Raw genomic sequence first — 23467 nt, forward strand, 5'->3', positions numbered from 1 at the left:
ATTTACCATGTCATGCGCAGGCTCGCCGTCACGACGCGGCCCGCGCCATAGAAGCAGGCGCTGAGGCTCTGGCAGGTCGCAACATAGGGGCGATTGAAAATATTCTGCGCGTTGATGGCAATCGTCGCGCCCTTCAAGGTCGGGCTGAGGTTGGCCAGATCATAGCGGAGCGCCGCATCGACCAGCGCATAGTCAGGAATGCGCATGGTATTGGCCGCATCGCCATAGGATTTGCCGGTGTAGCGAACGCCCGCACCAAGGCTGAGACCGCGCGCCGCGCCGTCTTGGAACGTATAGTCAGCCCACAAGGCCGCCTGATTGCGCGGCGTGATGATGAGTTGCTTGCCGAGTTGCGCGGCGGTGTTGCTCTTCGTCACCTTGGTGTCGGTGTAGGTATAGGACGCGATGAGTTTGAGGCCTTCGGTGAGCGAGGCCATGGCTTCCAATTCGACGCCTTTCGATCGAGCTTCGCCGGTCTGGACCTGAGGAGCACCCGGTATCCCGGAAGGATTAGGCGTGAGAATGTTTTGTTGCGTAATGTCGAACACCGCCGCCGTCAGCATCACATTGGTGCCGACGGGCTGATATTTGACGCCGGCTTCGATCTGTTCGCCCGTGGTCGGGCGTGACGGACCGGTGGTCGTGACGGCAAGCGTCGGCTGGAACGACCGCGCATAGGCCACATAGGGCGACAGGCCGAAATCGAACACATAGTTCAAGCCGACGCGGCCGGAAAAGGCTGAGTCACTCTGATTGAGCTTTGGGGTGGTGGCGCTGAGGTAGTTGCGCGTCTCCGTTGACACCCAGTCATGCCGGCCGCTCAACGTCAGGCGCCAGCGATCGAACGCGATCTGATCCTGCGCATGGAGGCCGAGCTGATCTTGCACCTGTTCCGTAAAGGTCGTCAGCGGCGGTAAGGTGATCGGCTGGCTGTAGACCGTGTTGAAGATGTTGATGGAGGGAGCGGGGCCAAAATATTGTTTGAAGCTGCCCGTCGAGTGCCGGTAGTCGAGCCCGAACAAGGCTGTGTGGGTCAGCGGCCCGGTGTTGAAACGTGCTTCCGCCTGATTGTCGAGTGTGAACGCGGTAGCCTTTTCAGGCACCCGGAAGGCGAAGCGATTGAGCGTGTACATATTGGCGGCCAGGCCGCCTTGTCCGATAACCGCCTTGATATTGGTATCGAGGGATGCGTAGCGCAGATTCTGGCGCAGGGTCAAAGCGTCGTTCACGCGGTGTTCGAGCTGATAGCCCGCCCAATATTGCGTGCGCCCGTAGTGATCGAAGTTGGAATCACCGACGAATTTGTTGATCGGAATCTTGCCATAGGGGTTGGGATAGAGCGTGCCGTAAGCCGGCAGGAACTGAATCTCAACGCCGGTATCGTCGCGCTGGAAGGAACCGAGCACGGTCAGCGTCGTATCGGCATTCGGTTTCCAGGTGAACGACGGCGAGATCACGCCCCGAAAATCGTCGACGTGGTCGACCTGCGTGCCGCCGGCATGAACCAGTCCCGTGACGCGATAGAGAAATTCGCCGCTGGGGCCGACAGGGCCGCCGACGTCGAAGGCCGCCTGGCCGCGGCCAAACGTGTTGGCCTGAAATTCGACGGTGCGGATCGGCGTGGACGGCGGCAGCAGGCTGACGAGATTGACCAAGCCGCCGGGCGCGATCTGGCCATAGAGGGAAGACGACGGGCCCTTCAGCACCTCAACCCGTTCCAGCATGAAGGGATCGACCTTCGGCCTTGCGAACAGGCCGGTGCCGTAGGGCAGTTGCATGCCGTCGAGGTAAATGACGGGCTCGAAACCGCGAATGCGGAGCGTCTCGAAGCGCCCGTCGTTCGGATTGGCGTTAGCCGCGACGCCGGCGGTGTAGCGCAGCGCCTCGACCACGGATTGGGCGTTCTGGTCGCGGATCTGATCGCGCCCGACCACGGAGATCGCCTGCGGCGTTTCCAAAAGCGGCGTGTCGGTCTTTGTGCCGGCGAGGCTGCGACCGGCGACATAGCCGTTGATCGGGCCGTTGCCGCGCAGGATCGTGGTCGGATTTTGCAACGGCTGGGGCGGGATCGGCCTTGGCGTTTGTGCGACTTGGCTTGAGCGCGCTCCGGCGCGGGGCCGGCCCGTGGCGGCTTGTCGAACATGTCGTGGGGCACGAGGCGCGATCTGCCTTTGCATCGGCGCATCGACGGTGACCGCGGGCAAACTGCTGGCGCCGTTGGTCGATTGCGCGGAAACCCGATCGATGCCGAAGGCGAGCGCAGCATAAGCCGTCGTCAGCATAAGGATGCCCTGCATTCGGAATGTCGGCGTCATCAAATTCTCCCGCTAAGGTATCGCTCACGGCTAGCGGGCCATCGCCAATTTGGTCAAACTCGGCGCCTTGCATATCCTGCGTATACAAGTCACATCCTGCGCGCATCGACGGTTCTACCGTCAAATAGTTGTCCTGCGTAACAGCAAAGACACAGAGTATATTTAGACAATTTAAAAAATATGCCTCCGCCGCAGTGATATTTTGTATTTCGCCATCCAATTTGTATTAATGGCAACATGACACCGCGCCGTTTCGTGCAGAAATCATCTGATGGTACCCTCGCCAGAGGAGACCAGGGCGTCCCTGTCGATCATACTGCAATCGGGCTGCGCGCAGACGGCGCGTTCCGCCGCACGCGAGGTCCATCGGCCCAGACTGCCAGCAAAGAAGGCGGACACGGCGTTGAATTGCTCCTGACGAACCAGAGCGGCGATGTCCGGCTGATGTATGCGACATATGCGGCAAAAGAAGGCGAGTTCGCGAAGCTTTCCGACACATGGATTCATCTATGCCGCGACGGCGGCGGCCATCTTTACAGAACCACGGATCGCAACCGGCTCGATGGGCAAATGCGGCCAGGAGTTATCGCGCTTGCCGGACCCGATGCGCGCGTCGTCGGTTCCTGGCCGTCGATGAGCCTCTTGAGCCTGGGGATATCAACCAACAAGCTCGGCGCCATCATTGCCGATCTGCATCGGCAAGGCAGCGCCGGTTTGATTGATTACTCGCGTTTCTATCAAGACCCTTTGCTTGAGCAGCTTCTGATCGCGATTGCAGCCGAAGCAGAAACACACGCGTTGTCGACACTCTTCATCGAACACGCCTTGACACTGCTGGTGTTGCGGCTCACCTCGATGCCGCCGAAGAACACTGAGGGCGCATTGTCACCGAGGCAATTGATTCACGTTTGTGATTTCATCGCCGAACATCTGTCGAATGACATCTCCCTGCCGGCTTTGGCCTCCATCACGGGTCTGAGTACGGCCGAGTTCAGCCGGCGCTTCAAGACGAGCACCGGTGAAGCGCCCTATGCCTACGTCACTCATCAGCGCATCAGGCGGGCCATGTGGCTTCTGCGCGACGCGTCGGTCAGCATCGATAGCATCGCTAAGTGCGTTGGCTATCTGAATGGAAGCCAATTCGCACGTGCATTTCAAAGGGTGGTTGGGCGGTCTCCGACGCACTGGCGTCGAGAAGACGCCGCGCATTCTTGATTTGCTTTTTGAGTTGTTACGCACTGAGAGCGAGAAAGCGTCCGGTCACTATAGCGCTTCACAGCTCGACGGAATCGTCGAGCGCCATGAAGACGCGTCCAAATAAGAGGGGCTAAGCAAAATCACGTTTCTTCCGAAACGTGATTTTCTCCAGGCCGTCACCTCGTCGTCACTCGTGTTCAATGCTGGTTCGTTGCGTCGTCGAAGCGCAACACGTTGCCGAACGGATCGGTGAGGTTCATTTCCTTGGCGGTCGGGCTTGGCCGGGCGAAGCGAGCCTTCTTGGCATGCAGTTCCGCCGCGAGCGCTGGAACGTCATGACCCCGGATATAGACGGCGCTGCCGGGTGTGCCGTCGCCGTAATGTTCGCTCAGATGCAGCTTCGTGCCGGAGCGCGACACCTGCATGTAGAGCGGCGCATTATCGTCGAAGCGATGTTCCCAATCGATCTTGAAGCCAAGGAAGTCGACGTAGAATTCCTTGGCTTTCGCGATGTCGTAGATGCGTAGAATGGGGATGGCGGCGTCGAGTGCGAGACGAGACATGCGGTGTGACCCTTTTGCTCGCTCGCGATCCGACGTTCTACCGAGACGGATCCATGCCGCCGGTCGCGAGGAATTTTTCCAGCCAGTGGATGTCGTAGTCGCCGTTCTGCATGTCGGCATTGCGCACGAGCGTGCGGAACAGCGGCAAGGTGGTCTCGACACCATCGACGATGAATTCGTCAAGCGCGCGACGCAGGCGCAGCAGTGCTTCGTTGCGGCTGCGGCCGTGGACGATCAGTTTGCCGACCAGCGAGTCATAATAGGGCGGGATCGTATAGCCCTGATAGACGGCGGAATCGACGCGCACGCCAAGGCCGCCCGGCGGATGGAAATAGCTGATGCGGCCAGGCGAGGGTCGGAAGGTCGCGTGATGTTCGGCGTTGATGCGGCACTCGATGGCATGGCCGGAGATGCGCACGTCATTCTGCGTGATCGTCAGCGGCGCGCCGGCGGCGATCTTGATCTGCTCGTTGACGAGATCGATGCCGGTGATCATCTCGGTCACGGGATGTTCGACCTGGATGCGCGTGTTCATTTCGATGAAATAGAACTGGCCGTCCTCGTAAAGGAACTCGATCGTGCCGACGCCGAGATAAGCCATTTCGCGCATCGCCTTGGCGACGACCTCGCCGATCTTTTCGCGTTCCTCGACATTGAGCGCGGGCGAGGGGCCTTCTTCCCAGACTTTCTGGTGGCGACGTTGCAGCGAGCAATCGCGTTCACCCAGATGAATGGCGTTGCCCTGGCCATCGCCGAGCACTTGAATTTCGATGTGGCGCGGCTTCTCCAGATATTTCTCGAGATAGACCGCATCGTCGCCGAAGGCAGCCTTCGCCTCGGTGCGCGCGGTGGCGAGCGCATCGACAAGATCGTCGGCGGTGCGGGCTACTTTCATGCCCCGTCCGCCGCCGCCAGCCGCCGCCTTCACCAGAACCGGGAAGCCGATCTCGGTGGCGATCTTCATCGCTTCGACGTCATCGGTGACGCCGCCTTCGGAGCCGGGCACGCAAGGAATGCCGAGACGGCGGGCCGTCTTCTTGGCTTCGATCTTGTCGCCCATGGTGCGGATATGCTCGGCCTTGGGGCCGATGAAGGTGATGCCGTGATCGGCGCAGATGTCGGCGAAGCGGGCGTTCTCCGACAGAAAGCCATAGCCCGGATGCAAAGCGTCGGCGCCGGTGATCTCGCAGGCGGCGAGCAGAGCAGGGATGTTGAGATAGCTGTCGCGCGCGGTCGGCGGGCCGATGCAAACCGATTCATCGGCCAGCTTCACATGCATGGCGTCGGCATCGGCGGTGGAATGGACAGCGACCGTGGCGATCCCGAGTTCCTTCGCCGCGCGCAGAATGCGCAGGGCGATTTCGCCTCGGTTGGCAATGAGAATCTTGTCAAACATCGGCTGGGCCGCCCGTCTATTCGATCACGAGCAGCGGCGCGCCATACTCGACCGGCTGGCCGTCATCGACGAAGAGCGCCGTGATGGTGCCGGCGCGCGGTGCGACGATCTCGTTGAATGTCTTCATCGCTTCGACGAGCAAAATCTTCTCGCCTTCCTTGACGACGCTGCCGATCTCGACGAACGGCTTGGAATCCGGGCTCGGGCGGCGATAGGCGGTGCCGACCATCGGCGACTTCACCGTGCCGGGATGCTCCACAGGAGCGGCCGCTGGTGTGGCGGCCGCAGGGGTGGCGATCGGCAGCGGCGGCGGCGCAATGACGGAGGTCGGAGCGGCTGTGGCGATCACGGTCGGCGGCTGACGCGACACGCGCACGCGCATGCCTTCATGCTCAACCTCGATCTCCGACAGTTCGAGACGCCCCAGGATCGCGCCCAGTTCCTCGACCAGCGAGGTGTCAAACCGGGGCTTTTCGTCTTCGGGCTTCTTGGTCATTCGGTCTTAGCTCTTCTTCTTTGCCGCGAGCGCGATGAGCGCATCGACGGCCAGGTCATAGGACAGGGATCCGAACCCGAGGATGACGCCGCGCGCCACCGGCGAAATCAGGGAACGGTGGCGGAAGCTTTCCCGGGCGTGGACGTTGGAGAGATGGACCTCGATCACATCGGCGCCGGAGCCGGCAATGGCATCGCGCAGGGCAATAGAGGTGTGGGTATAGGCGCCGGCATTGAGAATGACACCCGCGCCGCCTTGGCCGGCTTCCTGGATCCAGTCGACCAGATCGCCCTCGTGGTTCGACTGCCGGCATTCCAGGATCAAGTTCGCGGCCCTGGCTTTGGCGATGAGGCGCGTCTCGATATCGGCAAGCGTTTCCGAGCCATAGATTTGCGGCTCGCGTGTTCCGAGCAAATTGAGATTGGGCCCGTTGAGGACATGGATGGCTTGCATCAGTGGCTCGGCAGGACGGTTTGGTGACGCTCGGAAACGGATGAACAACCGCAGGACTGCGGTGCGGGGGCGTGCCCGCCGGGGTGCCTCATAGCCCGGTTATCCTTGGGATGGAAGGGTTTGGGCTCTCCTGGCGTGCTTTGCGCACGTGAAACGCGGGGCGGGTTCCGGTTGCGCAAGAACAAAAGAGAACAAAAAAGAACAAAACATGAAAATTTTTGATGCAAAGCGCGCGAGGTTCTGGCAGCATCGGATCGGCTGCGTGGGCGGCGACAGGTTGGGAGTTGGCGATGGTGGCAAAGACGATCGTTCTGGCGACGGGACTGGTGCTTCTGGCTGGGCAGGCTTTTGGTCAAGCTTCTGGATCTGTGGCTGGCCAATCGGCCGGCAAGGAGACCCTGGTGCGGCGTTCGACCGAGGCCGGCAAGCCGGTGGAGGTGTGGAGCCATTCGTCGATGCGGCCCGATTGCTCGACCAAGGCGCCGGTGGTCACCGTCGTGCAGCAGCCGTCAAGCGGCACGGTGGCGGTCAATGATGGGCCGCGCGTGCTTTCCGGCAACAAGGGCGATTTCGCCAAGTGCAATGGCCAGACCGGCTTTGGCAGCCATATCGTCTATCAGCCCAAGCCCGGTTTCGAGGGCCAGGACCGGCTGCGCTACACGGTGCGCTTCGATTCCGGCACGGAGCTTATGGTGACGGCGCAGATGCGGGTCGGCACTGTGGCCCGCAGCGACGAGGGCTGGCATCCCGCGAGCAATGCGGCCAATGCCACCGCGCCCGTGCCGCAGCAGGCGGCGGCGCGGTAGTTCGCCTTGAGCCTCAAAAAATAATCCCCGAGGCGAACCTCGGGGATCGGTCAGTTCCGGAATAGTGAATGGCTCAGATGCAGCCAGGCTTTTAGATGCAGTCGGTCTTGCCGCATTTGCGCAGGTTGCTGATCTTGTCCTGCAGCTTTTCCACGCCGACGGCGCCGACGACGATTTCGGAGCCGACGATATAGGACGGCGTGCCGTTCAGGCCGAGGGTCTCGGCGATGTTCATCACTTCACTGAGGCCCGCGCGGACATCCGGGCCAGCCATGTCGGCTTGCAGCTTGTCGAGATCGGCGCCGGTTTCCTCGGCGACGGCGAGCGCCTGCGCCTTGCTGACCGGGCCGCGGCTGCCACCGAGAAGTTTCTGGTGGAACTCCCAGTATTTCGGGGCATCGACCTGTTTCTTGAGCGCGATGGCGACTTGCGCAGCCTCGACGGAGCCCGGTCCAAGAACTGGAAATTCCTTAAGGACGACACGTAGATCGGGGTTGTCCTTCATCAACTGCGAGAGGTCGCTGAGGGCGCGTTTGCAATAGCCGCAATTGTAATCGAAGAATTCCGCAAGCTGGATCTTGCCGTCCGGATTGCCCAGAACGGTCTGATATTTGGACTGGAAAATCTGCGGGCTGAGCTTGGCGACGGACTCTTGCTTGCGCGTTTCTTCCTGCGCCTGGGTGTGCCGCTCCATCTCCTCAAGCGCCATCCGCACCACATCCGGGTTCTTCAGCAGATAGTCCTTGATGATGGCTTCGACCTGCGTCCGTTCCGTTGTCGGTGCGACGACGGCAGGGCTGCGGGCGAGGATCCCGACGCCGAAGGCCAGGAGGGCGACTACCGCGAAGGCGGCGATCTTGCCGGCCATAGAATCAGGAAAACGCATGTTTGTATCCAGAATGAGGGTGCTTGACCTGAAGCTATAGGCTGAAAGCGGCTGAATCGCGAACGGCGGCCAGACAATTTGGTGTGAACGACCACAATCTTGGCCTGATCGCCCGCCGCGCGGGGATGCGGGAAGATATTGCGGCTTTCAGTCCTTCGGCGGCCGGTATTCGAGGATGTCGTCGGCCTTCAGCCAGCCGGGGGAGTTGTCCTTGAACAGGCGCTTGGCGCGATCGGCCTGGGTGCGAGCTTCGACGAATTTGCCGACGAGGAACAGACCCTGGGCGGCGCTGAGCATGGCATTGGCCTGGTCGCCCTTGCGCTCATAGGCCATGGCGAGGAATTGGAAGGCCTCGGCGTTGTCGTCTTCTTCCTGGGTGGTGCGGGTGAGGACGCGGATCGCGTCATTGGCATAGGTCGGATTGTTGGTCGCCACATAAGCATGGCCGAGCATAACGCGGATCGGCACGCCGCGTGGCGCCAGGGCCGCGGCGCGGCGCAGCGGCTCGATCGCCTGGCCAGCACGGCCGGCTTCGAGCAGGGCCTGGCCTTTCAACTCGTGGAAATAGGCATTGTTGGGCTGCGTCGCGATCAGCGCATCGATCTGCCCCAACGCATCGGGCAGGCGGCCGTTGCGATAGGCGGCGACGGCGCGGGCGTAGCGCGCCGCCAACGACGTGTCGCTCAAGGGATAGCGCCGGCCGGTCTCCGAAGTGTTGCCAACGAAGGCAATCACCTTGGCGCGCACCAGATCATGCCGCGCCTGCAACGCTGGATTGTCCGGTTTGTCGAAATTCGGACTGCGGCGCGCTTGCTGCTGCAGATTGGAAACGCGCTCGGCTGGCAGCGGATGGGAGAGCAGATAGGGATCGAGCGCCTGCGACTTGAACAGCATTTCATTTTGAAAGCGCTCAAGGGTTGTCAGCAGGCCCTTGGGCGATTGGCCGGAGGCATTGAGATATTTGACGGCGGCGATGTCGGCGGCCTGTTCCTCGCTGCGTTGATAGGAGAGCAAGGCGCGCCGCACCATTTCCTGCGGCCCGAGAATGGCGCCCATGGCGCCGCCGGAGTCCGTGCCGACCTGACGGCTGCGAGAGGCTCCGACCACCGCGCCGGCGCCGAGCAGCAGGCCGGCGACCGAATAGATCTGCGCATTGGCCAATTCGAGACGCTGGCGCACCAGATGGCCGCCGGCGATATGGCCGGTCTCATGGGCGATGACGCCGATCATCTCGCCGGGCGTTTTTGCTTCCATGATCGTGCCGAGATTGAGGAAAATCTTGCGGCCGTTGGCGACGAAAGCGTTGAAGGCGCGGTCCTGCACCAGGATGATCCGTGTCGCGCCGGCATTGACGCCCGCCGCGCGGAAAATCGGCGTGGCGTAATCGCGCATCAATTGCTCGGTCTCGGCATCGCGCACGATGATCTGGCTGGCCTCCTGCGCGCGCGCTGGCAGGCCTGTCGCAATCCCTGTTCCTGTCACAATCCCTGATATGGCGAGGCCGTAGGCCAGGGTGATCGCGGCTAGGCGCATGGGCGAATACGCGTTAGGGCTGCGCCGGGAGATCGTTGGCGGGAAGTCCAGCGGGCGGGACATGGCTACTCTTGAGCAATTCTCGGACAGTTTCGGATCACGTAAGGCAAGTAGTATGGCGACAGAACGGTGGCAGGGACAAGAGCGAGCATTGCCCGGCAGGTTGCGTAACCAGGCTGCGTTGCGCAGCCAAGTGGCGCCATTCCTTGCCATGGAGGTGTTCAAGGAGGCCGCCGCGCTGGAAAGCGGCGGGCGCCGCATCATCCGCATGGAAGCAGGCGAGCCATCGGCGCCGGCGCCGCGCATCGTGCGCGAGGCTGCCATCCGTGCGCTCGAAACTGGCCGCATCGGCTATACCCAGTCGCTGGGCCTGCCGTCGCTGCGCGCGCGCATCGCCCAGCACTATCACGACACCTATGGCGTTCACGTGCCGATGGAGCGGGTGGCGGTGACGACCGGCTCGTCCGGCGGTTTCATTCTGGCATTTTTGTCACTGTTCGACGCCGGAGCGCGCGTGGCCGTCGCTTCGCCGGGCTATCCGGCCTATCGCAACATCCTCGAGGCCATCGATGTGAACGTGGTGGCGCTCGAAACGTCCGCCCGTGACCGTCATGTGGTGACGGCGGCGATAATCGAGGCGGCCCATGCGCAGCAACCGCTCGATGGCGTGCTGCTGATGAGCCCGGCCAATCCGACCGGCACGATGATGACCGATGCGGCGCTGGCAGAGATCGGCGCCACCTGCCGACGGCTCGGCATCGCCTTCGTTTCCGACGAAATCTATCATGGCCTGACCTATGAACGGCCGGCGCAGACGGCGCTGGCCTTCGACGATCAGGCGATCGTCGTCAATTCCTTCTCCAAGTATTATTGCATGACCGGCTGGCGCATCGGCTGGCTGGTGTTGCCGGAATGGCTGACGCGCTCGGTCGAGCGGTTGGCGCAGAGTTTCGCCATTTCGCCGCCGACCCTGAGCCAGATCGCGGCTGAGAAGGCTTTCGATGCCATCGACGAACTCGAAATCGTCAAAGCCGGCTACGCCCGCAATCGCGCCTTGCTGATCAAGGAGCTGCCGCACATCGGTCTCGGCGACTTTCATCCGGTCGACGGCGCTTTCTACGTCTATTGCAACGTCAGCCGCTTCACCAACGACTCGCTTGATTTCTGCAAGCGCATGCTGAACGAGGCTGGCGTCGCTGCAACACCCGGTGTCGATTTCGACCGCCAACATGGCTCAAGCGCCGTGCGCTTTTCCTTCGCCGGTTCGCAGGATGACATCGCCGAGGCGCTGGATCGTCTGCAGCGCTGGCTGCCGAAATCATAGAGCGGTCGCGCCCCGTTATCTCGATCGACTATGGGCCTATGGAATGCGCGCTTCCCAGCCGCTTGGATAAGATATCCGCAGTCTTGAGGATAATGCCTTCAAGGCGCTTCAAGGCATCATCGTCAATCCGGCTTCTCGGCCCGCTGACGGTGATGGCGCCGGCTAACTCTCCCCCGGTCTTGAAGACCGGGGCGGCGATCGCCGCGACCTCCTGACTGACCTCGGCAAGGCTCACCGAATAACCCTTCTTTCGGATTTGAGCATTCCGCGCACCTTCGCCACCAGAAAACGCTTCGAGGATGTGACCGGCAGCGCCGTGCTTCAACGGAATGACGTCGCCAACCGTGACATGGTCGCGGAGACGATGATGCGACTCGATGCGGTAGAGGCAGACGCGATTGTCGCCATTGCGGATATTGAAGCAGGCGCTCTCGCCGGTTTCTTCGACCAATAGCCGCAGGGCCGGAATAATCACCTCCGCGGGCTCGAACGCTTCCTGATGCAAGCGCGCGAGCTGCAGCGTGGCCGAGCCCAGATAGTACTGACCACTTTCGCTGCGAGACAAAAATCCAAGCGCTTCAAGAGTCTGAGCCAGGCGTAAAATCGTACTCTTGTACAATCCCGTCGCTTCCGCGAGGTCGGCCAGCGTCATGCGCGGCCGCGCGATCGAGAATGCCAGCAACAGATTGAGCGCACGCTCCACCGAAGCAACATTCTTGGCGTCGCCATCGTCCTGTCTAAGGTCTGTCATGGGGTGACACTTCCAAAAAATGGCGGCAATTGTCAACTTTCAGAATGGCGTTCTATTTTCTTGAACGTCCTCCCGAGTTGCTGTAAGGCAAAAACAGAATGATGTTCTGTTTTTTGGGGAGAGAGATGATATTTTCGAAGGGGGCGCTCCGTTGCTGCGCCATTTTGGCAGCCTGTTTGCCGATGGTCTCGGTTGCCGAGGCGCAAAGCCCAGCCTTTTACAAAGGCAAGACCATCACCATTATTGTCGGCTTTTCGCCGGGGGGCGGCTACGACCTCAGCGCGCGCACCATCAGTCGCTACATTGGAAAGTATATTCCGGGTAATCCCACCGTCGTCGTTCAAAACATGCCGGGCGCCGGCAGCCTGACGGCCATCAACTACCTTTCGAATATCTCCCTGAAAGATGGCACTTCTCTCGGCACATTTTCACGTGGCATCGCCTTCGAGCCGTTGCTCGGCAATAAAAGCGCACAGTTCGATCCGCGTAAGTTGAATTGGATCGGCAGCCCGAGCCGCGAGACCAATGTGGTCTTTGTCCGTCAACAAGCGCCCATCAAAGTCTTTGATGATCTCAAGACAAAAGAAATGGTCGTCGCGACCACGGGAGCAGGTGCTGATACCGCGACATTTCCGCGTATCGTCAATACGATTTTTGACACCAAGTTGAAGATTGTGACGGGCTATCCGGGCGCCACGGAGACGCTGCTGGCGGTTGATCGCGGCGAAGCTGATGGCATGGCCGGGCTGTCCTGGGGATATTTGAAAGCCAGCCGCCCAGCTTGGATCAAGCAACAGCAAGTTCGCATCCTGATGCAGCTTGGTCTGACCAAAGCGCCCGACTTGCCGGACGTTCCGTCATCCCTGGATCTGGTCACCGATGACAGCAGCCGCCAATTGCTCCAGTTTTTTCTCGCGCGGCTCGAGATCGCATGGCCCTTGGCTGCGCCGCCCAACGTTCCAAGCGAACGCATCGAAATTCTTCGCTCTGCTTTCCAGCAGACCATGAAGGATCCCGAGTTTATCGCGGAAGCTGAAAAGCAGTCGATCGATGTCTCTCCGGTTTCGGGCGACGAAATCGCGAACATTCTATCGAAGGTCTACGCCACCGATCCGGCCATCGTGGAGCGCGCCCGCCAAATCTCCGACGCCGCGCGCTAACTTTTTCAGGACATCGCATCGTGAAAAGTCACTATCAGATCATCATCGTTGGCGGCGGTCCCGTCGGTGTCGGGCTCGCCACCGAATTCGGGCAACGCGGTGTTTCGTGTTTGCTCGTCGAGCCGCGCACAACACTGAGCAAAGTGCCAAAAGGGCAGAACCTCACGCAACGGACCCTTGAACATTTTGCGACATGGGGCTTGGAAAAAGAACTTCGCGCCGCGCGCCTCATGCCGAAGGGCTATCCGATTGGTGAGTTGACCGCCTACGGCAATTTAACCAGCGACTATTGGCATGCGCCTGCAGGGCGCGAGCTTGTCCGTGCTTTCTACGCGCAAGATAACGAACGTCTCCCGCAATATCAGATGGAAGCCGTTCTTCGTAAGAACGTCGTCACGCTTGCCTCTGTTGACACGCTGTTTGGATGGGAGGCTGGCCCTGTTGTCCAAGATGCCAACGGTGTGCGCGTCGAAATTCGCTCGATCGATACAAACGAGCGGGTTTTGGTCTCCGGCGATTATCTGGTGGGGTGTGATGGCGCCCATTCCACGGTCAGAACCCAATTGGGGATCGAGCGAAACAAGCAGGATTACGAGCAGAACATGCTTCTGGCCGTGTTCCGCTCCCCGGAATTGAGCAAGTATCTCGAGAGATTTCCGCAACGCTCGACCTATCGCGTGCTCCGACCCGAGTTGAAGGGATACTGGCAGTTCTTTGGGCGGATTTCAGAACCGGACGAATGGTTTTTTCATGCCCCGGTGCCGATGGACGCGGATATCAAAACCTTCGATTCCGTGGGCCTTATTCGTGAAGCGGCGGGCTTCGACTGCAACTGCGATTTCGAGCATGTTTCATTTTGGAAAATGCGTGTCGCGGTCGCCGAGCAGTATCAACTTGGCCGGATCTTCATTGCTGGCGATGCGGCGCACAGCCATCCGCCCTATGGCGGATTTGGACTGAACAACGGATTGGAAGACATCCGGAACTTGGGGTGGAAGATCGCAGCCCGTGTGCAAGGGTGGGGAAGCGATCGCCTGCTTGAGAGCTACAGCATCGAACGCCGCCCGGTGTTTTGGGAAACGGCGGATGATTTTATTACCAGCCGCATCAAGCGCGACGCTGCATTCCTTGATCGTTATAATCCGCAGGTCGACAAAACCGAGTTTGAAACGGCCTGGCAGGGTTACGCAACGGACATTGGCTCGCGGTTCCAGCAGTATGAGCCAAATTACGAGGGCTCGCCCGTCGTCTGTGGTCCGGTTGGCGGGGTGAATACGGCGCACGGAACGCATGCTGTGCGTGCCCGGGCGGGACATCATCTGGCGCCCGTGCCGATGTCATCGGGCCGCAATAGTTTTGAAGAGCTGGGCTTCGATTTTACGCTTCTGGCCTTTGGCGCACCTGACGACGATGTTGCATCGTTCACGTCAGCGGCCGCCGATTTGGGCATACCGCTTAAAGTTGTCCGCGACAGCTTGGATGGCGGGCGTGAGAGCTATGAGGCCAATCTCATTCTTGTTCGTCCTGACCAATATGTTGTTTGGCGCAGCGACCTGAACCATGTCGATGCCGCCAGCATTCTCGCACGAGCGACAGGCCGTTCTTAAACGGCGCTGGCGCGGTCAAACTGCAATACGCCGGAACGGCCTTCTTGAAACGACAAAGCCGGGCATCAGCCCGGCTTTGTTTATTCAGATGAGGCGATCTCTTATTCGCCGTTAAACGTCGACTTGGCGCGCTGCCACCAGCCGCCACGCTTTTGCTGCGGGGGCGGGGCCTCGGGCAGCAATTCGACTTCGCGATGGGCTGCTTGCGCCTGTTCCTCGGCGGATGGCGTCACGGCGATCGGTGCCGTCGGCTGCTCCGCTTCGTGATGGGCATGCACCGGGGCCGGGGGGGCCTGCGGCTCGGGGGCTACGTCGTGATGCGCTTCGTGAGTGCCGGACGCGGGTTCGGCTTCAGCTTCAGCGGGTGCCGCATAGGGGGCGAATTCGGCGTCGGGCTGACCGTCGTCCGTTTTAATCCACGCGCCTTCCTGCGAACGGCGCGGTTCATGTTCGTCACCGTCACCATTGCGCGGCAGGCCGTAAGGACCACGGCGATTGCCGCGCCGCGAGCGGCGCCGACCACGGCCTTCGCGCTCCTCGCGTGCTTCCTGGGCTTCGCCATTGGCGGTTTCCGGGGCATCGTCGTTAGCGGCGGCTTCCGGATCGCCGGCGAACGGCGTTTCGAGGCCGGCAGTGATGGCGAGAGCGTCGTCGGAGGGCTGTGGCGCCGACGGATCGATGCCTGAAGATTCACGGTTGCGACCGCGGCGTCTGCGCCGACGGCGGCGACCGGCTTCTTGTTCGCCATCGCCGCGCGCTTCCTGCGGGCTGTCGGCCTGTTCGTTGCTCTCGTCTTCGTCGTCGCTCTCTTCGATGGCTTCATCGTCATAGGGCGAGATGGAGTCGACGCGCACCAGCGGCTTCTGCACGGTCGGCGCCGGCACGGCCGTTGCCGGCTCGCCGCGTTCGAGCGTGTGGTAAACCGAGCCCGCCAGCGTGTCGTCGCCGAGCACGGTGATCGCCACGCCGAAACGCTCTTCCAGCTCGCGCAGATGTGCGCGCTTCTGGTTGAGGATGTAGAGGGCGACGACGCTGCGCGTCTTCACCGTCATATTAAAGGAGGCGTTGCGGATCAGCCCGTCTTCGAGCACGCGCAGGACATGCAGGGCGATCGACGAGGTCGAACGCACCGTACCGGCGCCGGCGCAATGGGGGCAGACGACGCTGGAGCCTTCCAGCACGCCGGGGCGCATGCGCTGGCGCGACATTTCCAGAAGGCCGAAATGCGAGATGCGGCCGACCTGGATACGGGCCCGGTCGGCGCGCAGCGCTTCCTTCAAGCGGCGCTCGACGGTGCGGTTGTTGCGATGCTCCTCCATGTCGATGAAGTCGACGACGATGAGGCCGGCGAGATCGCGCAGGCGCAGTTGCCGCGCCACTTCATCAGCGGCCTCGACATTGGTGCGGAGCGCCGTGTCTTCGATATTGTGTTCGCGGGTGGAGCGGCCGGAGTTGACGTCGATGGCGACGAGGGCTTCGGTCGAATTGATGACGATATAGCCGCCCGACTTCAGGGTGACCTGGGTCGAGAACATGCCATCGAGCTGCTGTTCGACGCCATATTTGGCGAAGAGCGGCTGCGGCTCGTTCCACTGGCGCACATTGCGCACGTGGGTCGGCATCAGCATGCCCATGAAGCTGCGTGCTTCCTCGAAACCGGCCTCACCGGAGACGGTGATATCGTCGATGTCCTTGTTGAACAGGTCGCGGATCGAGCGCTTGATCAGCGAGCCTTCCTCGTAAACGAGGCTCGGCGCGGTGGATTCGAGCGTCAGTTCGCGCACCGATTCCCACATGCGCAGCAGATATTCAAAGTCACGCCGGACTTCCTGCTTGGTGCGCGCGGCGCCGGCGGTGCGCAGGATCACGCCCATGCCTTCCGGCACGTCGAGCTCCTGGGCGATTTCCTTGAGGCGCTTGCGGTCTTCGCCGTCGGTGATCTTGCGGGAAATGCCGCCACCACGCGCCGTGTTCGGCATCAGCACCGAATAGCGGCCGGCGAGCGACAGATAGGTGGTCAGGGCTGCGCCCTTGTTGCCGCGTTCTTCCTTGACGACCTGGACGAGCAGGACCTGGCGGCGGCGGATGACTTCCTGGATCTTGTATTGACGACGGCTGCGCGGGGCGCGGCGCGGCATTTCTTCCAGCGCGTCGCCGCCGAGCATTTCGACATGCTCTTCTTCTTCCTCGCCGTTGCCGTCTTCGTCCTCGTCGTCCTCATCGTCGGCGTGTTCGCCGTCGTGTTCCTCGTCGCCGTGGCGCGCCTCGGCAGCGTGGGCCTCGGTCTCTTCGCCATGGGTTTTGTCTTGGGCTTCGCCAGCGTCTGCGTGATGCACGGCCTCGACGTCAGACGAATGCTCGTGCGACGTGTGTTCGGCAGGGGCGGGTTCAGCCTGCGGCTGGGGTGCCTCAGCCAGCTGGAGCGCTTCGATCGGCTCGGGCGGGCTGGCCTCGGAGCCTTCGATCAGGCGTGCCGGTTCCTGCTCGTGCTCATGCGCGACCGGCGCGGCGCGATGTTCGCCTTCGCCATCGTGCGGCAGGAAGTCGGCGTCGGGTTGCTCAGCCGGAATGTCGAGATGCGGCTGATCGCCGTTCTCGCTATTTTCTCCATTCTCATGCGCCTCACCCGAGACGGTCTCGTCGCCATTGCTGGCGCGGCGCTCGGAGCGGTCGCGGCCACGCCGATTGCGGCGGCTGCGACGGCCCCCGCCATTGCGCGGCTCTTCTTCTTCCTCTTCGCTGTGCTGGCGAGCTTCCTCGTCGAGCAGGGCCTGCCGGTCGGCGACCGGGATCTGATAATAGTCGGGGTGGATTTCCGAGAAGGCGAGAAATCCGTGACGGTTGCCACCGTATTCGATGAAGGCTGCCTGCAGCGACGGTTCAACCCGTGTCACCTTGGCGAGGTAGATATTGCCTCTCAGCGGTTTCTTGTTGGCTGCCTCGAAATCGAAATCTTCAATGCGGTTGCCGCGCAGCACCACAACCCGAGTTTCCTCCGGGTGCGATGCATCTATAAGCATCTTGTTGGCCATAGGGGTCTCTTGTGACTCTGTAGTGATGAGCCCGCGACGGCGGCGACACGGAAAGTCCGCGTGCTGGTGCGCGCTCCGCTTGAGGGCGGGGCGATGGCGTCGGGGCCGGATGGATGGGAAAAACGGTTAGGGTCAGGACAAGGTCGATCGCGTTCAGCCGCGATGCCGGCGACTGCCGGTCGAAAGCGGAACGGAGCGAATTCGTGAAAACAGGAGCCGGGCGTCTGCCGACGCGACCGGGTTCGCCTCTCCAGGGAAAGGTCGCTGCCAGGATATTTCGTCTGCGCTGTCCGGGCCTATCGCCCTTCGCGTGACGGATCATTTCCTACTCACCTGTGCACATCAGCGTGCGCCGGCGCCGGGTGGGGCCGGAATGCCTGCCCGAGGGCCACGTGACCATTCACGTGGTTCTGGGGCGGCCGGACTTGGACCGTCTGATGCAAACCCCGCAAAACTCGGGAGGCATTTCGACGTGGACCGCGGCGCCCATTAACGGTGCGCCGGCAGGCTGGCCCGCATCCGGCAGGCAATTGATACATATGACGGTTGCACGAGCCTGACAAGTTTCCTGGGACCTGTGGCGAAAGAGACACAGGCTTTGGTAACTGTCTGTCACATCGTTACCGGGCGTTAACCGCTGCGTGGCTATGGCTTACAAGTCATTAATGGCGGTCTTACGGGCGGATTCCGGGCCAAATGCGTTCCAGCACTGCATTTTTTCGCGTCGGCGCCGGTCGGTCCCTCTGGGCCGGGCGGCGCGTTGCCTTGGCATTGACCCTCTTCGCCGGCTGCCTTTACCCGGCCGCCGGACAGCAAGGGGCGCAAGCGCCCGCTCAGGCGGCCTCCGACTCAGCTGCCACAGCCAAGCCCGCCGAGATGCCTGTCGTGACCGGGGCGCGGATCGTGCGCCAGGACGACCTGACGCGATTGGTGTTCGATCTTTCGGGGCCGGTGACGCCGCGCGCCTTCGTGATGAGCGGGCCAAACCGGGTCATCGTCGATCTTCCAGAAGTCATTTTCCAAATAGATCAGTCGGTTGGGCAGATCAAAACGAGCCGGGGGCGGCCCGGAAGCCATGGTCTCATCTCGTCCTTCCGCTTTGGCCGGCTGGCGCCGGGCAAGGCACGAATCATCGTCGACCTGACCGATCCGGCGCGTATCGCGCGGGTCGAAACCGAAGTTGATAGCGAGGGCGCCCAGCGGCTGGTGCTCGAATTGACGCGTACCGACGCTGAAAGCTTCGCCCAGGCGGTGCGCGATTCGGCCCGGGACGCGGCCGCGCCACAACCTTTGCGGGTAGAGACCGACGCCGCCCGGCAGATTGCCGCCGGCGCCAAGCCCGTGGTGGTGATCGACCCCGGTCATGGCGGTATCGATACCGGCGCGATCCGGCCAGGTGTGCCGTTTGAAAAGGATTTGGTGCTCGATTTCGCCCGCGCGCTTGCCGAGCAATTGCGCCAGAGCGAGCGTTATCAAGTGGTTCTGACCCGCGACGAGGACATTTTCGTGCCGTTGGGCGAGCGCGTGCGCATCGCCCAGATGGCGCAGGCGCAATTGCTGGTGTCGGTGCATGCCGACACGATGCGGGCGCCGGGCGTGTCCGGGGCGACCGTTTATACGGTTTCTGAAAAGGCATCAGACCGTTACGCGGCAAAGCTCGCGGAACAGGAGAACCTCGCCGACCAAATCGCTGGCTTCGACGCGAAGGAAGAGACCAGTGGTGTCACCGACATTCTGTTCGACCTGACCCGCCGTGAGACCCGCGCTTACAGCCATTTGTTTGCCCGCACCCTGGTGTCGGTGTGGAAAGAGGCTGGCAATCTCAATAAGAATCCCATGCGTTCGGCGGGGTTCCATGTGCTGAAAGCGCCGGATGTGCCCTCGATCCTGCTCGAAATCGGCTATTTATCGAGCGCCCATGACGCGGCGCAGATGCGCACGCCCGAATGGCGCGAAAAGGCGGCCAGCACCGTGGCGCGTTCGATCGACTCGTTTTTCGAACCGCGGCTGCGCGGCCACACTGCCGATGTAAATCAAGCTTCGGAGCGGGACGGGGGCGGTACGCCCGTTGCGGCTGCTAACAAGTGATGTAATAAGCGCCATTGTATTGTATTGCGTTTGCCATATTTGGATTTTTGCTGAATCGCCGCCAAATGAACACAAAAAGACGCGAGTGAGGCTTTGGCGAGTGCATAGATTCCGCTGGACGGACAGTGCCGGCTGATTTCCGAGAGCTATTGCGGAGCTACGATCAGAATGCGCGGTATTGGCAGGTTTTTTGGGTTTCTGTTCGCCACCGGCGCGATTCTGTTCGTGTTGGGTGCCGCGGCAGCCGGCATGCTGATCTGGGGGTACGAAAAGGACCTGCCGGACTACACGCAATTGCGCAACTACGAGCCGCCGGTGATGACCCGCGTGCACGCGGGCGACGGCAGTATCTTGGCCGAATATTCGCGCGAGCGGCGCCTGTTCCTGCCGATCCAAGCGATTCCACCTCTGGTGAAGAACGCCTTCATCGCGGCGGAAGACAAAAATTTCTATAGCCACTCGGGCATTGATCCCGAAGGCATCGTTCGTGCCGCGGTCATTCTGATCCAGGGCAATCGCAGCGTGCAGGGCGCCTCGACCATCACCCAGCAGGTCGCCAAGAACTTCCTTTTGACGAATGAGCGCACGTTCGAGCGCAAGATTCGCGAAATGCTGCTCTCGTTCCGCATCGAGGCGGCCTATTCGAAAGACCGCATTCTCGAACTCTACCTCAACCAGATTTATCTCGGCCTGGGTAACTATGGCGTCGCCGCCGCGGCGCTGAACTACTACGGCAAGTCGGTGAATGAACTGACCCTGGCGGAAGCGGCCTATCTGGCGGCGCTGCCGAAGGCGCCGAGCACCCTGCATCCGTTCCGCAATCGCGACGCGGCCATCGCCCGCCGCAACTACGTGCTCGACCGCATGGTCGCCGACGGCATGGCGAAGGCGGCCGACGCCGAGAAGGCGCGCAAGGAACCGCTCAACGTCAACCCGCGCTTCCTGTCGCCGAATCATTATGTCGCCGGCTTCTTCGCCGAAGACGTGCGGCGTGAACTGCTCGACCGCTACGGCGAGAAGAAGCTTTACGAGGGCGGCCTCTCGGTCCGCACCACGCTCGATCCGCAGATGCAGGTGCAGGCGCGTAAAGCCCTGACCGATGGTCTGGTGCGCTTCGACGAGGCGCAGGGCTATCGCGGCGCCATGCGTGTCATCAATGTCAACGCTGGCGATTGGGGTCCGGCGCTGGCCGATATCCCGGCGCTCGGTGACGTGAAGCCCTGGCGCCTGGCCGTGGTGCTCGACGTCAGCGACGCCTCCGCCCGCATCGGCCTGCAGCCGTCGCGCGAAGCCTCGGGCGAAGTCAGCCGCACCCGCGAGACCGGCCTGGTCACCAATGACGGCGTCCGCTGGACCCGGCGCACGAGTGTCCGCGCCGCCTTGACGGCGGGCGATGTGGTCTATGTCGAGCCGATGGCTGACCGTCCCGGTCAGTATCGCCTGCGCCAGATCCCTGACGTGTCCGGCGCCATCGTGGCGATGGATCCCTACACCGGCCGCGTGCTCGCCATGGTCGGCGGCTTCTCCTACGACCAGTCGGAGTTCAACCGCGCCACGCAGGCGTTCCGCCAGCCGGGTTCGTCCTTCAAGCCGTTCGTCTATTCCACCGCTCTCGACAACGGCTATACGCCGTCGTCGATCATCCAGGATGCGCCGATCGAAATCGATCAGGGCAATGGCGAAATCTGGCGGCCGGAAAACTACGGCAACTCGCAGAACTTCGGTCCGCACACACTGCGCTACGGCATCGAGCATTCCAGAAACCTGATGACGGTGCGACTGGCGCGCGATGTCGGCATGCCGCTCATTGCCGAATATGCCAAGCGCTTTGGCGTCTATGACGACATGCCGCCGATGCTGGCGATGTCGCTGGGGGCGGGCGAAACCACCGTGCTGCGCATGGTGACCGCTTATTCAATGCTGGCCAATGGCGGCAAGCGCATCCGCGCCTCGCTGATCGATCGCATCCAGGATCGCTGGGGCCGCACCATCTATCGTCACGACCAGCGCGTCTGCCAGGGCTGCGATGCCGAAGGTTGGGACAATCAGCCGGAGCCGCGCCTGATCGACCAGCGCGAGCAGGTGCTTGATCCGCTGACCGCCTATCAGATCACCTCGATGATGGAAGGCGTCGTCCAGCGCGGTACCGCCCAGGTCCTCAAGGCTGTCGGCAAGCGGCTGGCGGCCAAGACCGGCACGACCAACGAAGCCAAGGATGTGTGGACCGTCGGGTTCTCGCCGGACCTCGCCGTCGGCGTGTTCATGGGCTACGACCGGCCGCGTTCGCTCGGCAATTCGGCGACCGCCGGCCAGTATGCCGCGCCGATCTTCCGCGACTTCATGCTTCAGGCGCTGAAGGGCAAGCCGGACGTTCCGTTCCGCGTGCCGCCGGGCATCAAGCTGATCTCGATCGATCCGCGCTCCGGCCTGCGTTCGTCGGGCGCTGGCTCGATCCTGGAAGGCTTCAAGCCGGGCACCGCGCCGCCGGACTATATCGCCGGCGACGGCATCTCGCGCGCCTCGACCTCGCCGTCCTCCGATCGGTCGATCGGCTCGGGCACCGGCGGCCTTTACTGATAGCCAGAACCAGCGGCTTCAACGCCGCTGGTTTATGCTCGCGCAGCTTACACTTGCGCGGTTTACACATGTGCTTGGCGTCGATATGACGAGCGCAGTTTCTTTCCCTTTTTGAGAGCCATTTCATGCGCGCCGAGGCGGAATCCCTCGTTGAACAGATCAAGCAGTCCGTGGGACTGCTGAGGAGGCATCTTTGACGTCGGGACTGCCACGCGCCGTCTCGCGGAACTGAATGCCAAGGTTGAAGACCCGTCGCTCTGGAACGATCCGGACGCAGCGCAGAAGATCATGCGCGAGCGGACGGAGCTTGAGGACCGGCTCGGCGCGCTGTCGCGCTTCGAGCGCGATCTCGAGGATGCGATCACGCTGGTCGAGCTCGGCGAATCCGAGAACGATGCCGACACCGAGAAGGAAGGCGTGACCAGCCTGAAGGCGCTGCTGGCGGAAGCCGAGCGCCGGCAGATCGAAACGCTGCTGTCGGGCGAGGCCGATGCCAACGACACCTATGTGGAAATTCATTCGGGCGCCGGCGGCACGGAGAGCTGCGACTGGGCGCGCATGCTCTTGCGCATGTACACGCGCTGGGCCGAGCGGCGGAAATACAAGGTCGAGCTGATCGAAGAGACGCCGGGCGATGAAGCCGGCATCAAGTCGGCGACCTTGCTGATCAAGGGCCACAATGCCCATGGCTGGCTGAAGACGGAATCGGGCGTGCACCGCCTGGTGCGCATTTCGCCGTTCGATTCCAATGCGCGCCGGCACACCAGCTTCGCCTCGGCCTGGGTCTATCCACTGATCGACGACAAGATCGATATTCAGGTCAACGAAAGCGACTGCCGCATCGACACCTATCGCTCGTCGGGCGCCGGCGGCCAGCACGTCAACACGACCGATTCAGCGGTTCGTATCACCCATATTCCAACGGGCATCGTCGTTGCCTGTCAGATGGAACGCTCGCAGCACAAGAACCGCGCCACGGCGTGGAACATGCTGCGCGCACGCCTTTACGAGCGCGAGCTGGAAATCCGCGAAGCCGCCGCCAATGCGCAGGAGTCGGCCAAGAGCGACGTCGGCTGGGGCCATCAGATCCGCAGTTATGTGCTGCAGCCCTATCAGATGGTGAAAGACCTGCGCACCGGCCATGTCTCGGGCACGCCCGACGACGTGCTCGACGGCGACCTCGACGAGTTCATGGAAGCCTCGCTGGCACAGCGCGTCTACGGCGGTGGGCCTGAGGATGTGAGTGACGTGGATTAAGCGATAACGGAGCGCCGCGATGGCCG

17 protein-coding genes are annotated in these 23467 nt (G+C 62.0%); 8 read left to right on the forward strand and 9 right to left on the reverse strand.

Annotated elements, in window-relative coordinates; genetic code table 11:
- Positions 1-2: 2 nt before the first annotated feature.
- Positions 3-2315 carry a TonB-dependent siderophore receptor gene (locus BLW50_RS05505; RefSeq protein ID WP_090698617.1) on the reverse strand — a complete coding sequence of 771 codons (2313 nt, stop codon included), beginning with the start codon at positions 2313-2315 and terminating at the stop codon, positions 3-5.
- A 237-nt stretch (positions 2316-2552) separates the two neighbouring features.
- On the opposite strand from BLW50_RS05505, the gene BLW50_RS05510 reads away from it, so the two are divergent.
- Positions 2553-3530, forward strand: a complete 978-nt coding sequence (locus BLW50_RS05510) for an AraC family transcriptional regulator (protein WP_090698620.1) — start codon at positions 2553-2555, stop codon at positions 3528-3530.
- Positions 3531-3709: 179 nt separating this feature from the next.
- On the opposite strand, the gene BLW50_RS05515 is transcribed toward BLW50_RS05510, so the two are convergent.
- Genes BLW50_RS05515 through aroQ form a run of 4 tightly spaced genes read right to left on the reverse strand, consistent with a single transcriptional unit; the run spans position 3710 to position 6420 of the window.
- The gene (locus BLW50_RS05515; protein WP_090698622.1) at positions 3710-4075 is read right to left on the reverse strand and encodes a glyoxalase superfamily protein; all 366 of its coding nucleotides are present in this window, start codon (positions 4073-4075) and stop codon (positions 3710-3712) included.
- A 37-nt stretch (positions 4076-4112) separates the two neighbouring features.
- A complete protein-coding gene (accC, locus tag BLW50_RS05520; protein WP_090698625.1) occupies positions 4113-5471 on the reverse strand; it encodes an acetyl-CoA carboxylase biotin carboxylase subunit in 1359 nt (452 codons plus the stop codon).
- 16 nt (positions 5472-5487) lie between these two features.
- On the reverse strand, positions 5488-5967 hold the full coding sequence (accB, locus tag BLW50_RS05525) for an acetyl-CoA carboxylase biotin carboxyl carrier protein (RefSeq protein WP_090698628.1): 480 nt from the start codon (positions 5965-5967) through the stop codon (positions 5488-5490).
- Positions 5968-5973: 6 nt separating this feature from the next.
- Entirely contained in the window at positions 5974-6420 is a 447-nt protein-coding gene (aroQ, locus tag BLW50_RS05530) for a type II 3-dehydroquinate dehydratase (RefSeq protein WP_090698632.1), read from the reverse strand.
- Positions 6421-6710: 290 nt separating this feature from the next.
- On the opposite strand from aroQ, the gene BLW50_RS05535 reads away from it, so the two are divergent.
- On the forward strand, positions 6711-7226 hold the full coding sequence (locus BLW50_RS05535) for a hypothetical protein (protein WP_090698634.1): 516 nt from the start codon (positions 6711-6713) through the stop codon (positions 7224-7226).
- 91 nt (positions 7227-7317) lie between these two features.
- On the opposite strand, the gene BLW50_RS05540 is transcribed toward BLW50_RS05535, so the two are convergent.
- Both BLW50_RS05540 and BLW50_RS05545 read right to left on the reverse strand, forming a co-directional pair.
- Positions 7318-8112 (reverse strand): DsbA family protein, encoded by a 795-nt coding sequence (locus BLW50_RS05540; protein WP_090698639.1) that lies wholly within the window; start codon positions 8110-8112, stop codon positions 7318-7320.
- Between the two features lie 147 nt (positions 8113-8259).
- Entirely contained in the window at positions 8260-9708 is a 1449-nt protein-coding gene (locus BLW50_RS05545; RefSeq protein ID WP_244544142.1) for a M48 family metalloprotease, read from the reverse strand.
- A 52-nt stretch (positions 9709-9760) separates the two neighbouring features.
- Here BLW50_RS05545 and BLW50_RS05550 point away from each other — a divergent pair, with 52 nt between their 5' ends.
- Positions 9761-10969, forward strand: coding sequence for a pyridoxal phosphate-dependent aminotransferase (locus BLW50_RS05550; protein WP_090698645.1), 1209 nt, complete (start codon positions 9761-9763; stop codon positions 10967-10969).
- Positions 10970-10997: 28 nt separating this feature from the next.
- On the opposite strand, the gene BLW50_RS05555 is transcribed toward BLW50_RS05550, so the two are convergent.
- A complete protein-coding gene (locus BLW50_RS05555) occupies positions 10998-11756 on the reverse strand; it encodes an IclR family transcriptional regulator (RefSeq protein ID WP_139267481.1) in 759 nt (252 codons plus the stop codon).
- A 146-nt stretch (positions 11757-11902) separates the two neighbouring features.
- Between BLW50_RS05555 and BLW50_RS05560 the strand changes: the two genes are divergently transcribed.
- Entirely contained in the window at positions 11903-12880 is a 978-nt protein-coding gene (locus BLW50_RS05560) for a Bug family tripartite tricarboxylate transporter substrate binding protein (RefSeq protein WP_170850001.1), read from the forward strand.
- 20 nt (positions 12881-12900) lie between these two features.
- On the forward strand, positions 12901-14487 hold the full coding sequence (locus tag BLW50_RS05565) for an FAD-dependent monooxygenase (protein ID WP_090698657.1): 1587 nt from the start codon (positions 12901-12903) through the stop codon (positions 14485-14487).
- 101 nt (positions 14488-14588) lie between these two features.
- On the opposite strand, the gene BLW50_RS05570 is transcribed toward BLW50_RS05565, so the two are convergent.
- The gene (locus tag BLW50_RS05570; RefSeq protein ID WP_090698658.1) at positions 14589-17519 is read right to left on the reverse strand and encodes an Rne/Rng family ribonuclease; all 2931 of its coding nucleotides are present in this window, start codon (positions 17517-17519) and stop codon (positions 14589-14591) included.
- Between the two features lie 696 nt (positions 17520-18215).
- Between BLW50_RS05570 and BLW50_RS05575 the strand changes: the two genes are divergently transcribed.
- The 3 genes from BLW50_RS05575 (at position 18216) to prfB (ending at position 23441) form a co-directional block, all read left to right on the forward strand.
- A complete protein-coding gene (locus BLW50_RS05575) occupies positions 18216-19607 on the forward strand; it encodes an N-acetylmuramoyl-L-alanine amidase (RefSeq protein ID WP_090698661.1) in 1392 nt (463 codons plus the stop codon).
- 168 nt (positions 19608-19775) lie between these two features.
- On the forward strand, positions 19776-22184 hold the full coding sequence (locus BLW50_RS05580; RefSeq protein WP_090698663.1) for a penicillin-binding protein 1A: 2409 nt from the start codon (positions 19776-19778) through the stop codon (positions 22182-22184).
- A 125-nt stretch (positions 22185-22309) separates the two neighbouring features.
- Positions 22310-23441 (forward strand): peptide chain release factor 2 gene (gene prfB, locus BLW50_RS05590; RefSeq protein ID WP_139267482.1). Its coding sequence is split into 2 segments (ribosomal slippage): positions 22310-22378 and positions 22380-23441, totalling 1131 coding nucleotides; the frame shifts between segments, so codons are not numbered across the junction.
- Positions 23442-23467: the final 26 nt, after the last annotated feature.

Source organism: Beijerinckia sp. 28-YEA-48 (assembly GCF_900104955.1).
In the GTDB taxonomy this organism is placed as follows: domain Bacteria; phylum Pseudomonadota; class Alphaproteobacteria; order Rhizobiales; family Beijerinckiaceae; genus Terripilifer.